At 68.3% G+C, this 12763-nt stretch carries 10 protein-coding genes; 6 read left to right on the top strand and 4 right to left on the bottom strand.

The window, feature by feature from the left end:
- Positions 1–63: 63 nt before the first annotated feature.
- Positions 64–327 carry a hypothetical protein gene (locus tag A5692_RS18200; RefSeq protein WP_068058338.1) on the bottom strand — a complete coding sequence of 88 codons (264 nt, stop codon included), beginning with the start codon at positions 325–327 and terminating at the stop codon, positions 64–66.
- Positions 328–658: 331 nt separating this feature from the next.
- Between A5692_RS18200 and A5692_RS18195 the strand changes: the two genes are divergently transcribed.
- Entirely contained in the window at positions 659–1639 is a 981-nt protein-coding gene (locus A5692_RS18195; RefSeq protein WP_068058392.1) for a GNAT family N-acetyltransferase, read from the top strand.
- 196 nt (positions 1640–1835) lie between these two features.
- Positions 1836–4598, top strand: a complete 2763-nt coding sequence (locus A5692_RS18190; protein ID WP_231984363.1) for an AMP-binding protein — start codon at positions 1836–1838, stop codon at positions 4596–4598.
- Positions 4599–4622: 24 nt separating this feature from the next.
- Here the strand turns inward: A5692_RS18190 and A5692_RS18185 are convergent, their stop codons facing one another.
- The gene (locus tag A5692_RS18185; protein WP_068058333.1) at positions 4623–4892 is read right to left on the bottom strand and encodes a hypothetical protein; all 270 of its coding nucleotides are present in this window, start codon (positions 4890–4892) and stop codon (positions 4623–4625) included.
- Positions 4893–5103: 211 nt separating this feature from the next.
- On the opposite strand from A5692_RS18185, the gene A5692_RS18180 reads away from it, so the two are divergent.
- The 3 genes from A5692_RS18180 (at position 5104) to A5692_RS18170 (ending at position 9593) form a co-directional block, all read left to right on the top strand.
- Positions 5104–6357 carry a S9 family peptidase gene (locus tag A5692_RS18180; RefSeq protein ID WP_068058331.1) on the top strand — a complete coding sequence of 418 codons (1254 nt, stop codon included), beginning with the start codon at positions 5104–5106 and terminating at the stop codon, positions 6355–6357.
- 16 nt (positions 6358–6373) lie between these two features.
- Positions 6374–7774 carry a wax ester/triacylglycerol synthase family O-acyltransferase gene (locus A5692_RS18175; RefSeq protein ID WP_068058329.1) on the top strand — a complete coding sequence of 467 codons (1401 nt, stop codon included), beginning with the start codon at positions 6374–6376 and terminating at the stop codon, positions 7772–7774.
- Positions 7775–7922: 148 nt separating this feature from the next.
- The gene (locus A5692_RS18170; RefSeq protein ID WP_231984362.1) at positions 7923–9593 is read left to right on the top strand and encodes an HAD-IIB family hydrolase; all 1671 of its coding nucleotides are present in this window, start codon (positions 7923–7925) and stop codon (positions 9591–9593) included.
- A 43-nt stretch (positions 9594–9636) separates the two neighbouring features.
- Here A5692_RS18170 and A5692_RS18165 read toward each other — a convergent pair whose 3' ends face one another.
- Entirely contained in the window at positions 9637–9852 is a 216-nt protein-coding gene (locus A5692_RS18165; RefSeq protein ID WP_197514499.1) for a hypothetical protein, read from the bottom strand.
- 196 nt (positions 9853–10048) lie between these two features.
- The gene (locus A5692_RS18160; RefSeq protein WP_068058325.1) at positions 10049–10471 is read right to left on the bottom strand and encodes an Hsp20/alpha crystallin family protein; all 423 of its coding nucleotides are present in this window, start codon (positions 10469–10471) and stop codon (positions 10049–10051) included.
- A gap of 138 nt (positions 10472–10609) precedes the next feature.
- Here A5692_RS18160 and A5692_RS18155 point away from each other — a divergent pair, with 138 nt between their 5' ends.
- Positions 10610–12715 (top strand): adenosylcobalamin-dependent ribonucleoside-diphosphate reductase, encoded by a 2106-nt coding sequence (locus A5692_RS18155; protein WP_068058386.1) that lies wholly within the window; start codon positions 10610–10612, stop codon positions 12713–12715.
- Positions 12716–12763 lie beyond the last annotated feature (48 nt).

The raw sequence follows: 12763 nt of genomic DNA, 5'->3' as shown, positions 1-12763 counted from the left end.
GAGACGAAAGTCACGTCGGGGTCGGCAAACGTCCTCCGGCGACCGCGTCGGACCGGACGGCCGTCAGTCGGCCGGGGCTATCTCGATGGACAGGCACTCGCCGAGGGCGTGTGCCGCGGACCAGTCGCCGCCTCGAACGGCGCGCTCGAGGTCGTCGACCAAAGGGCTGTGGGCACCGAGTTCGGCCAACCAGGCGGAAACGGTTTCGGGAATCTGATTGGCGGGCACGCGGGCGACATGTCCCTCGTGGAGGCGATCAGTCAGCTGATAGATCGCGGCCGTGGGCTTACGCTGAGGCCAATGCTGCCGCCACTTCGCTGTATTCATGTTCCCTCCCCATTAGCCTTAACGATCCATCCGACCAGTCCCGAAGGTCCGGCCGTAGAGGCCAAGAGCACGATTACCGAAAGGCTTTGGTCTTACTTGCGGCCTGCCGAAGTCCCAGTCCGGCAGGGTCTTTTGTCACTGCGGTCACCTACTTACTTCTCCGGCAATGGCGGTGCCGGTCGCGTAGCGTACATCGCGGATGGTGCATCGCCACGTTACTCGTTTCAAGGGCCCTGGATTCCGAAATCGGCGAGATGACCGCATTAGCAATGGATTCGCAATCGGGGCGTGACTGGGGATGGAGTCCGAGGCCGACAGGTGGCGCGCTGTGATGTCTGTCAGCGCCGAGGAACTGGCGTCCCTGCCCGTGTTCGCCGATATCGAGGCGAAGGACCTCGCGGGATTGGCCACCCTCCTCGAGCCCTTGCATGCCGCCGCCGGCGAGGTCCTGATGCGGCAGGGGGAACGAGCGGAGTCATTCGCGATCATCGCGTCCGGTTCGGTCGCCATCAGGCATGTCGGCCCGAAGGGGCGGATCATCGCCACCGAGCTGACGTGCGCGACGATCGTCGGCGAGATCGCGTTGCTGCGCCGCGCGACCAGGACAGCGACGGTGACCGCGCGGGAGGACGTGTGGGGCTACACCGGATACAGCGCCGCCTTCGACCTCATGCTGGCCATGCCGGTCATCGCCGACCGGATGCTGCGTACCGCGCGGCAGCGGCTGGCCGCTTACGTCGCCCCCATCCCGGTATCGACCAAAGACGGTGCCGTGCTCTCGTTGCGACCCGTCCTGCCCGGTGACGCCGAGCGGTTCAAGAGCAGCGGTTCCTTCTCGCGGGAGACGCTGTACCGGCGGTACCAAGGCGGCGCTCCGACCGACGCGCGCCTGACCTATCTGTTCGAGGTCGACTATGTCGACCACTTCGTCTGGGTCGTCACCGACGGCGTGGCGGGCCCGGTCGTCGCCGACGCGCGATTCGTCCGGGATCAAGACGATCCCGCCTCGGCGGAGGTCGCGCTCACCGTCGCGGACGGCTACCAGGGCCGTGGAATCGGCACGCTGTTGCTGGGCGCGCTGGCGGTCGCGGCCCGCGTCGACGGCATCAAACGGTTCCACGCCCGCGTCCTGTCGGACAATCCGCCCGCGCGCGCTTTGGGCGACAAGGTGCACGCCCGCTGGGCGCACGAGGAACCGGGCGTGGTCACCACGACGGGAGAGATCCCCCGTTTCCGCGATCTGCCCCTCGATCGCGCCATGTACCAGCAGATCCGGCAGGTGGCCCGCCAGGTGATCCATGCATTCGACTAGGGCCCGAGTGACAAACGCCCCGCGGTTTGATGGCTTTGCGCCCTTACCCGAAAGCCCGGTACGCCGGCACCATGAGGACTCGTCCGCCAGTTCGAGGAGATGTGCCATGGAGTCGCTCATCGGGTGCGCATCCGGATCCCCGGCCGCTTCGTGACCAATGGCGACCCAAGACTGCGCTCCTCCGCTCCTGGCCCTGGTGCGCGGCCTCGTAGACGAGGTTCACCCGCAGGCCGCGTCGCCATCGGTGACGCTCGATAGCCCCTTCGACACACTCGGCATCGGCAGCCTGGAGCTGGCGGAATTGTTGCTGCGGGTCCAGGACAAATTCGGGGTGGCGCTGCCGGCGCACATCCTGTCCAGCGCGGAGACGCCGCGCGACCTGGTAGCGGCCCTCAATCCGGCCCTGGCGCACGACCGCCCCGCGGTGCGGGTGGGCCGCGGCGTCGTTTCGCAGCCGGCTACCGCGCCGGCCGCTTCGACGCCGGAGTCCGCGCAGAGCCTCAACGACATGCTCGGCTGGCACGTCGATGCCACGCCCGACCGGACCCATCTGCGCATCCTCGACGACACGGGCGACCCTCCGAACGGCTCCGACATCACCTACCGCACCCTGCACCGGGAGGCGGCCGCTGTGGCGGCCGGGCTGATCGCACACGACGTGGCGCCGGGCGAGGCGGTCGCGATCATGTTGCCCACCTCGCGGGCGTATTTCGTGACCTTCGCCGGCGTGGTCCTCGCCGGCGCCGTGCCCGTCCCGGTCTACCCACCGGCGCGCCCGTCCCAGCTCCCGGATCACCTGCGCCGCACCGCCGGCATCCTCAGCAACGCCCGTGCCACGCTGCTCGTCACGGTTGAAGAGGCGGTCACCCTCGGCCACCTGCTGCGCTCGAATGTCGAAAGCCTGCGTCACATCGTCGTACCCGAATCCCTTACGCGCGCAGGCGAAGGCGCCACACCACCTCTCGTCCGGCCGCGGCCCGACGACCTCGCGCTGCTGCAGTACACCTCCGGCAGCACCGGGCAGCCCAAAGGGGTCGCACTCACGCACCGCAACCTGCTCGCCAACATCCGGGTGATGGGTCAGGCGGCCGGGGTGACCGGGTCGGACACGTTCGTCAGCTGGCTGCCGCTCTACCACGACATGGGCCTGATCGGTGCCTGGCTCGGTTGCATGTACTTCGGTGTACCGCTGGTGGTGATGAGCCCGCAGGCGTTCCTGATCCGCCCGTCGCGATGGCTGTGGGCGATTCATGCCAACCGTGCCACCATGTCGGCCGGCCCCAACTTCGCCTACGAACTGTGTCTGTCGAAGATCCGCGACGACGAGATCGAGGGACTGGACCTCAGTAGCTGGCGGTTGGCCTACAACGGCGCCGAACCGGTCAGCGCCGACACCATCGAGCGCTTCGGTGATCGCTTCGCCCCGTACGGATTTCGCCGGGAAGCGATGACCCCGGTGTACGGGCTGGCGGAGTCGTCGGTGGGACTGGCGTTCCCGCCGCCCGGCCGCGGTCCGGTGATCGACCGCATTCGCCGAGACACCTTTGCACGGTCCGGTCAGGCCGAGCCCGCCAGGCCAGGGGAGCGGGACCGACGATTCGTCGCCTGCGGCCGTCCGCTGCCGGGACATGAAATCCGCATCGTCGACGCCGCCGGCAACGAGTTGGGCGATCGCCGCGAAGGCCGCATCGAGTTTCGGGGGCCGTCGGCGACCGCAGGCTACTTCAACAACCCGGCGGCGACGCGCGCACTGTTCCACGACGGCTGGCTCGACACCGGCGATCTCGGGTACACGGTCGAAGCCGACGTCTACGTGACCGGCCGGATCAAGGACATGATCATCCGGGCCGGGCGCAACCTCCACCCCGCGGAACTGGAAGAAGCGGTGGGCGGCATCAAAGGGGTCCGCAAGGGCTGTGTCGCGGTGTTCGCCGCTCCCGATCCCTCCGGCGGCCCCGAGCGACTCGTCGTCATGGCCGAGACGCGAGCGCTGCGGGACGACGCACGCGCCGCGCTACGCTCCGAAATCGCAGCCACCACAGTCGATTTGCTCGGGGTAGCGCCCGACGATGTGGTGCTGGCGCCGCCGCGCACGGTGTTGAAGACATCCAGCGGCAAGATTCGGCGGTCCGCCAGCCGGGACATCTACCAGGCCGGCAAGATCGGCGCGCGACCGCGCGCGCTGTGGTGGGAACTGGCCCGGCTCCGCCTGCGCGGCGCGGCGCCGTCGCTGCGCCGCGCCCGGCGCGCGGCCGCGGATCTGGCCTTCGCCGGCTACGCGTGGGCGGTGTACGCCATCCTGGGGTTGTCGGTCGCCGCCTTGGTGCCGCTGCTCCCACGCGCGGGGTGGCGGTGGCAGGTGGCGCGGGCGGCGGTCCGGCTGCTGGCCCGTCTCACGCGAACCGCGATCACCGTGCACGGCCTCGACCACCTTCCCCCGGGCGCGGCTATCGCGGTGGCCAACCACCCGAGCTGGATCGATCCGTTGGCGCTGGCCTGTGTCATGCCGCAATCGTTTCGCTTCGTTGCCGCCGAAGTGCTTGAGCATCAAGGGATCAACGGATTCGTGCTGAGGCGGCTGGGTCACCAGTTCGTCGAGCGCCACGAGCGTGAACACGGCGTGGCGGACGCCGACCGGCTGGCCGGTCTGGTGCGTGCCGGCCAGTCGCTCGTCATCTTTCCCGAAGGCCGCCTGGCCCGTGCGCCCGGCCTGCGGCCGTTTCACATGGGTGCCTTCGTGGTGGCCGCCCGGACCGGGGTGGCCGTCACCCCGGTGGGGATCCGCGGGACGCGCACCATACTGCGTCCAGAACACCACTTCCCGCGACACGGGGCCATCGACATCACCGTTGGCGAGCCCATCATGCCCTCGGGCAACAGCTGGACCGCGGCGGTCGAACTGCAGCGCGCCGTACGCAAAGCCGTCCTGCTGCTGTCCGGGGAGCCGGACGTCGAATGAGCGGACAGCCCGTGAGGGCGAGGTTCAGTCGTCGCGCTTGCCGACGGCCTGACCGGCGCTTCGGACCACGTTCCGGAAGAACTCGATGCGCGCGGTGACCAACTCATCGGCCAGGTCCAGGGCGGCGTCGACGACGGTCTTGCGTCGTGACTCTTCCGGGAGCACGGGACTGATCTGGTCGACGAACTTGCGGACCGCCTCGATGGCTTGCTTGCGGCCGTTTTCGACCGATTCCAGCACGTCGTCGGAGAGTTCGGCCCAGCGCGGCTCGGTCTTCTGCGGTGCTTCTGCCATGATTCCCCACTCCTTAGGTCACAGCTTGCGTGTGCGGCTCCGACGTTACGACTGGCCGGCGTGCGACACGAGTGGCGAAAGGCCCTTCACGCCCGCTCAGCCGGCGTGGACCGGGGCCCTGGCCGTCGGCTTGACGGCCAAGGACTTTCGCAGCCGTGACCGGGCCGTAAGTCCCTAACACGCCGAATTGCGCGCCTGCTAACTTGCCACCATGGCGGTATCGACCAACAACGGTGCTCCCCGGCGCCCGGGCTCCTTACCTTTGAGCCCGCCCGGGGGCGTCGGCCTGGGCAGCGCCGTCAAACCGTTCACCAGCACCGGTCGGTACGTCGCCGAGTCGTGGCGCGACTACCTGAGCCAGGCGCCCGACGAGCTTCCCATCGCGCGACCCACCCTCGCCCTGGCGGCGCAGGCGTTTCGCGACGAGGTCGTCCTGCTGGGCCTGAAGGCGCGACGCCCGGTCAGCCGCCCCGAAGAATTCGAGCGGATCACGAGCGAGGTGGTCGCCGGGCTGAAGTTCTACGGCGACCGCGGATGGCTCGACAACCCCAAAAGATTCTTCGGTGCACCGCCGCCGCTTTCGGACGTCGAGGTGCGAAAGGTCAAGAAGGGCAAGCGCACCTTCTATCGCATGTCCTTCGACAGCGGGTATCTGCCCCGGCCCGGTGAACCGGGCGCCGACCGGTGGATGGGTTACACCGCGAACAACCGCGAATACGCCCTGCTGCTTCGCCATCCGCAACCACGGCCGTGGCTGGTGTGCATCCACGGAACTGAAATGGGCCGAGCCGCTTTGGATCTCGCCCTGTTCCGGGCCTGGCGGTTGCACGAAGATCTCGGTTTGAACGTCGTCATGCCTGTCCTCCCGATGCACGGCCCCCGCGCCAGGGGCCTCCCGAAGGGTGCGGTCTTCCCCGGAGAGGACGTCCTCGACGACGTGCACGCGACGGGGCAGGCGGTGTGGGACATCCGCCGGTTGCTCTCCTGGATACGCCGGCAGGAGCCCGAATCGCAGATCGGGTTGAACGGTTTGTCGCTGGGCGGCTACATCACCGCGTTGGTCGCCAGCCTCGAAGCCGGGCTGACGTGCGCGATCCTCGGTGTCCCGGTCGCGGACCTGGTCGGGCTGCTGAGTCGGCACTCCGGGCTTGCACCCGGCGATCCCCGCCGCGAGACGATCGAACTCGCCGAGCCCATCGGACGGATGACGTCGCCCCTGTCACTGACCCCGCTCGTGCCGATGCCGGGCCGGTTCATCTACGCGGGCGTCGCCGATCAGGTGGTGCACCCACGCGAGCAGGTCGTCCGCCTCTGGGAGCACTGGGGCAAACCCGAAATCGTCTGGTACCGCGGCGGGCACACCGGATTCTTCCGCGCCCGACCGGTCCAGCGGTTCGTCGAGGCGGCGTTGCAGCAGTCGGGCCTGCTGACCGGTACCGTAGACGAGCGTGACCGCCCCGCCTAGCCGCGGAGGTTCGACGATGAACCCGCTGGATCCGCTCGACGCGGCGATGATGACCGCGGAGTGGGTGTCCAACCCGATGCACGTCGGTGCCGTGCTGATCCTGTCTCCGCCCGGCGACGCCGGACCCGGCTACGTCGACGAGTTGCATCGGACGACGCTGGCCGGGAACGGCTCAATCGATCCCCGGCTGCGCAAGTATCCGCACCGCGGTGTGGACACCGGTGGCATGTGGGTCTGGCGGCACATGGATCCCGTTGATATCAGCCGACATTGCCAGCGCCGCACCGTCTCCGGGGACGGCTTGTGGCGGCTGATCGGCGAGCTGGACGCACTGGGCCTCGATCGGTCACGGCCGATGTGGATGTCGTACCTGATCGACGGCCTCGACCGGGGCCGGTTCGCCTTCTACATCAAGGTGCACCACACCGTCGTCGACGGCGTGGCCGGCTTCCGAATGATCACCGATGCGCTCAGCGACGACCCGGACCGGCGTTCGATGCCACCGTTTTACGCCGACTCATGTGGCGAGCCCACGGGGTCGGCGCCGGAGCCGGGTGGGCTGATTTCTCGGTTATTGTCGCCGCTACGGTCGCTCACCGGCGTCGCCGCGTCGGGTGCGGGGCTGGTCGGGCGGGTGGCCACCGGCGAAATCGCCACTGTGCTGGACGCCCTGGTCGACCACACCACCGCGCTGCCCCTGGGAGCGCCCTACACCCGGTTCAACGGCCGCCTGGGCCCCGAGCGCGCGGTGGCCGCGGGCAGCTGGGCAAACGATCGCATCCACGCCGTGCGGCGGGCGGCCGGCGTGACCGTCAACGACGTCCTCACCGCGATGGCCGCCGGGGTTGTCCGCCGCTGGTTGCTGGAGATAGGGGAGCTGCCCAAGCGGTCACTGGTGGCCGCCTGCCCCATCACGGTGCGCGACCGGGAGCACGAAATGCCAAACGATGGGCATGCCAACAGGTTCGGGCTGTGGATGTGCCCGCTGCGCACCGAGCTGGATGACCCGCTGGCCCGACTGAACGCGATCCATCGATCGATGTCGGAGGGGAAGCGCTGGGTGGCCAAACGCGGGGCGGCGGCATCTCTGCTGACGAACGCCGGAAGCATCGCGACGACGGCGATCGGCCCGCTGCTGCCGTTCACGCCGAAAATCCGGACCGGATACAACCTGCCGATTTCGCACGTTCGTGGTCCGGCGGCCGAAATGTATTGGAATGGCGCCCGTATCGAGGAAATGTATCCGGTTTCGACGGTCTACGACGGCCACGGGCTCAACATCACAACGTGCTCATACGCCGACCGGGTCGGATTCGGCTACGCCGCGGGCCGCGACGTGGTGCCCGACATCGAGACTCTGATTCCCCTGACCGAGCAGTCGCTGGCGGAGCTGGAGGATGCCCTGGGTGCCGCCTGACGGCGCAGCACCGTGATGCGTCCGGGCCACTCGTCAATGCCCAACGGGGACGAACGGCCCTAGAGGGTTGCAGGCGACAGGCCATACGTTGGGCATGGGCATCGGATGTCCCGGCACAAGCATTCGGATTGCGGTTCGGCGAATACAGGTGGGCGAGGCTTTGGCGTTTTTCAAGGTGGTCGCAGTCGACCTCGACGGCACCCTCACGTCGGGCGGCAAACTGGATCCAGCGGTCCTGCGGGTGGTCGACCAGGCACGCAGCGACGGCTTGGCGATCGTGGTGGTCACCGGCCGCATCGGGGCCGAATTGCACGCCGAGTTCCCTCAGTTGGCCGACCACGTCGATGCGCTGGTGCTCGAGAACGGCGCTGTCGTGTCGTTCGACGGACAGGCGCAGCCGCTGGCGCCGCCCGTGGGGCCGGACCTTGATGAAGCGCTCGCCAAGCGGGAGATCCCCTACCGGCGGGGTGAGGTGCTGGTGGCTGTCGACGGTGAGCACCTCGCGGACGTCGCCGAGGTGATCGGTGAGCTGGGAATGGACTACCAGTTGGTCCGAAATCGGGCCGCCCTGATGGTGCTGCCGGCAGGGATCACCAAGGGCACCGGGTTGACCGCACTCTTGGAAACGATGAACCTGTCGCCGCACAACACCGTGGCCGTCGGCGACGCCGAGAACGATTTGTCGTTACTGGCGGTAGCCGAGGTGGGTGCGGCGGTGGCCAACGCCGTCTCGTCGCTTCGGCGATCGGCCGATGTGGTCCTGGACGAGCCGGGTGGTGCCGGCGTGACCGGACTGCTGAACGGCCCCTATCTGTCTGGCGCAGAACGTCTGTGCCCGCCGCGCCACTGGCTCGAGATCGGAGCGTTCGAGGACGGCACCCCCACCAGGTTGCCGGGCAGCCAGGCGCGCATCCTGGTCACCGGCCCGGCCGCGTCGGGCAAGAGCTATCTCGTCGGCCTGATGGCGGAGCGATGGGTCTCGGCCGGCTACTGCGTTCTTGTCATCGACCCCGAGGGTGATCACCTGCAGCTACAGCAACTCGGCCACGTGCAGGTCGTCGACGCCGGCCACCATCTCCCGGAACCCGCCGAGCTGGTCAAGGCGTTGCGTCCCAACTCCGGCATGGTGGTCGACCTGTCGGGAGTAGCCGAGCCGGGCAAAACCGACTACGTGCATCGGCTTCGGTCGACCGCTGAGGCGCACCGCGAACGGTGCGGCTACCCGCATTGGGTGATTTACGACGAGGCCCACCTCCTCGGCATGGGAGAGGAAGCTCACTGGGCACGCCGCGGCGGCTACGTCCTGTGCTCCTTCGTCCCGGCATCGTTGCCCGCCCACGAGGCCGACAGCAGCGACGTCGTGCTGGCTCTCACGAGGTCCGACACGGTAACGGACCTCGCCTCCCGACGCCGCGCCACCATCCGATTCGGCTCGGGACCGCCCCGCGAGTTCACCATCGGGGAACGCCATACCAGGCACGTCCGGCACCGCCACAAATACGCCGATATCCACCTTCCGGCGGAGCGGCGGTTCTACTTCCACACCACCGACGGCCTGCCCATCGCACCGGCCGCGACGATGCATGACTTCACGGTTGCGTTGCGGCATCTCGACCAACAAGCGCTCGAATATCATCTCGAACGCGGCGACTTCTCCCACTGGCTGGAAGGCACCATCGCCGACAAAGAGCTCGCGGCGCGGGTAGCGGCCTGGGAGGACGACCTGGAAGCCCGTCGCGCCGCCGACTTGGAACGCATCCGCCAGCAAGTGGTCGAAGCTGTCGAGAAACGTTACCTGCCTTCGCAAGAACGCCACTGAGCCCGATGTGCCGCCCTCGCGCGGCACGATTCGCGGGAAACGATCAGCCTCGCGCCAACCGCGACGCGCGGCCCACGTGGGCCATGATGCGTTCCAAGACGGTGTTGGACAGGTCGCCGTCGTCGGCGACGCGAGACAGGCCGCGGCGCCGCAGGAACGTGTCGAGGCGTCGATCGGGGGACCAGTCGGCATAAATCGTGCCGAGATACCGCGACTGCAGGAATTCCGAAGCCAGGGCGTCCACGTCAGAGTCGGTCAACAACATCGTCGGGCTATTACCCATAGCCGTGATGCTCCTTTGTTCAGCCGCAAATCGCACCAGCAAAATTACGTCAGACGTCGTCATTATTGCGTCACGCGCAGATTGCGGATAGGGCCCAAAGTCATCACCGGAATCCGCCTGCGTAACGGCCATGGGGCCCGGGCGACGCTGCCCGGGCCCGCGCTTCAGCCGGCTATTTGGCGGCGACTTTGACGTGCTTCTCCTCGGGTGCGGGCTGCGAAACCGGCACGGAGACAGTCAAAATGCCTTTGTCGTAGGTGGCCTTGATGTCGTCTTCGTTCGCGTTGGACGGCAGCGACACGGTGCGGACGAACGAGCCGTAGGTGAATTCCGATCGGCCGTCGAATTCCTTCTTCTCGCTGCGCTCGGCCTTGATGGTGAGCTGGCCGTCGCGGACGGTGATATCGATGTCCTTTTCCGGGTCGATGCCGGGGATCTCGGCGCGCACCTCGTAGCGGCCGTCGACCATTTCGTCTTCCAGCCGCATGAGCCGGGTGTCGAACATCGAGCGGAGTCCGGCAAAGGACGGGAAGGCCGAAAAGAACTCGGGGAACAGCGTGTGCGGTTTTTGGGCCGCCGGCAGGGTGGTGGTCATCGTCTTCTCCTACAGATGTTGTCACTTGTCTGAAACGGACATCTTCGATCCGACCACGCGAGCCGGCGCCAGGGTAGGGACGGAAGTCCTTATCACGTTTCGGGCGACGACTTTTGGCGCGACGGGGATACTCGGATGATGGTCGGGACAGCGCGGTCTACGCGGTGGCCGTCGAGCGTCCGGCGCCGGGACGGGCGCCTGGTGCCGTTCGATGTGGGCCGCATCGAAAAGGCGATCGCCCGGGCAGCGCGCGAGGTCGGGCATCGCGACCCCGACCTGCCCGGTGCGCTCGCCGGGTCGGTAGCCGACGCCCTGGTGGGTCGGCCCCGCAGCGGGATTCCCACGGTCGAGGACATCCAGGATCTGGTCGAGGCGCAGCTGGGGGCGGCCGGCTTGGACGACGTGGCCCGCGCTTATGTCGTCTACCGCCAGCAGCATGCCGAGCTGCGCGCGACCAAAGAGCTGATCGGCGTGCGCGATGACCTGAAATTGAGTGTGGCTGCCGTGACCGTGCTGGGCGAACGCTATCTGCGGCGAGACGACCGGGGCAGGCCCGTGGAGTCGACCGGCGAAATGATGGACCGCGTCGCGAACCATGTGGCGGGGGCCGAGGAGCGGTACCGTCGCGGGTCCTCGGCCATGTGGTCCCAACGGTTTTCGGCGATGCTGCGCGGCCTCGAGTTCTTGCCCAACTCGCCGACGCTGATGAACGCCGGTACCGAGCTGGGCGTGCTCTCCGGCTGTTTCGTCCTCCCGGTGCAGGATTCGCTGCACTCGATTTTCGCCGCGCTCGCCCAGGGCGCGGACATCCACCAGGCCGGGGGAGGGACCGGCTACCCGTTCAGCCACCTGCGGCCCGCCGGTGACCTGGTGGCCCGCACCGGGGGCACGGCCAGCGGGCCGCTGTCGTTTCTGCGGCTTTTCGACTACGCCGCCGCGGTCATCTCGATGGGCGGCCGTCGACGGGGCGCGTCCATGGCCGTGCTGGACGTATCGCACCCCGACATCTACGACTTCGTCACCGCCAAATCCGGCTCGCCGAGCGAGCTCAACCAGTTCAACCTCTCGGTCGGGGTGACGGACGAGTTCTTGCGCGCCGTCGGGGCCGGCCGCAGCCACCGACTGGTCAACCCGAGGACCGGCGCGACGGTCGCAACGGTCTCCGCTGCCGAGCTGTTCACCGCGATCTGCGAGGCGGCGCACCGGTGTGGCGATCCGGGGCTGGTGTTCCTCGACACGATCAACCGCGCCAATCCCACACCGGCGCTGGGCCGGATCGAGGCGACCAACCCGTGCGGCGAAGTCCCGTTGTTGCCCTACGAATCGTGCAACTTGGGGTCCATCAACCTCGCCCGGATGGTCAGCGGCGGTGGCGTCGACTGGGACCGCCTCGCGGCGGTGGCCGAACTCGCCGTGCGCTTCCTGGACGACGTCATCGACGTCAGCCGCTTCCCCTTCCCCGAGATCGAGGCGGCCACCACGGCCACCCGCAAGATCGGGTTGGGCGTGATGGGCCTGGCCGAGATGCTGGCCGGCCTGGGCATTCCGTACGACAGCGAACGGGGCGTTCGCCTGGCCGGGCGGATCGCCCGCACCATCGGCCGGGTCGCGCGCGCCGCCTCGGAGCGGCTGGCCGAGGAACGCGGACCGTTTCCGGCCTTCGGCGACAGCCGGTTTGCGGGGTCGGCGCCACAGCGCAACGCCCAGCTCACCTCGATCGCCCCGACCGGCACGATCTCGCTGATCGCCGGCACGAGCGCGGGGATCGAGCCGATGTTCGCGATCGCCTACGTGCGTGCCGTCATCGGGCGACGGCTGCTCGAAGTCAACCCGTGCTTCGACCGCCTCGCCCGCGACCGAGGCTTCTACCATCCCGACCTGATCGCCGAGATCGCCCGGTGCGGCGGCGTGCGCGGGGACCCGCACGTGCCCCCCGAGGTGCGCGCGGCGTTCCCCACCGCGGCGGAAATCGCCCCGGAATGGCACCTGCGGATGCAGGCCGCGGTGCAGCGGCACGTCGACGCCGCGGTGTCCAAGACCGTCAATCTGCCGGCGGAGTCGACGGTCGAGGACGTCCGGGCGATCTACCTGGCCGCGTGGAAGGCCAAAGTGAAAGGCATCACCGTCTACCGCTACGGCACCCGGGAAGGCCAGGTGCTCAGTTACGTCGGTTCCGACCAGGCGCTGCTCGCCGCCGACGCCACGTTCAGCGGCGGTTGCCTGGGACGGCGGTGCGAGTTTTGACCGTGTCCAAAGTAGGCCGATCGGCGGCGCCAGCGGGGTCCAACGGCC

The organism is Mycobacterium sp. E342 (assembly GCF_001667665.1).
Lineage (GTDB): Bacteria > Actinomycetota > Actinomycetes > Mycobacteriales > Mycobacteriaceae > Mycobacterium.
Note: the sequence above shows the minus strand (reverse complement) of the source record. Positions and strands in the feature narration are given on the sequence as shown.

Bases quoted from the DNA above. Each gene is read 5' to 3' on its own strand.
- A5692_RS18175 (WP_068058329.1), top strand. From the start codon at position 6,374: ATGAACCCGCTGGATCCGCTCGACGCGGCGATGATGACCGCGGAGTGG.
- A5692_RS18185 (WP_068058333.1), bottom strand. From the start codon at position 4,892: ATGGCAGAAGCACCGCAGAAGACCGAGCCGCGCTGGGCCGAACTCTCC.
- A5692_RS18200 (WP_068058338.1), bottom strand. From the start codon at position 327: ATGAATACAGCGAAGTGGCGGCAGCATTGGCCTCAGCGTAAGCCCACG.
- A5692_RS18180 (WP_068058331.1), top strand. From the start codon at position 5,104: ATGGCGGTATCGACCAACAACGGTGCTCCCCGGCGCCCGGGCTCCTTA.
- A5692_RS18195 (WP_068058392.1), top strand. From the start codon at position 659: ATGTCTGTCAGCGCCGAGGAACTGGCGTCCCTGCCCGTGTTCGCCGAT.
- A5692_RS18160 (WP_068058325.1), bottom strand. From the start codon at position 10,471: ATGACCACCACCCTGCCGGCGGCCCAAAAACCGCACACGCTGTTCCCC.
- A5692_RS18155 (WP_068058386.1), top strand. From the start codon at position 10,610: ATGGTCGGGACAGCGCGGTCTACGCGGTGGCCGTCGAGCGTCCGGCGC.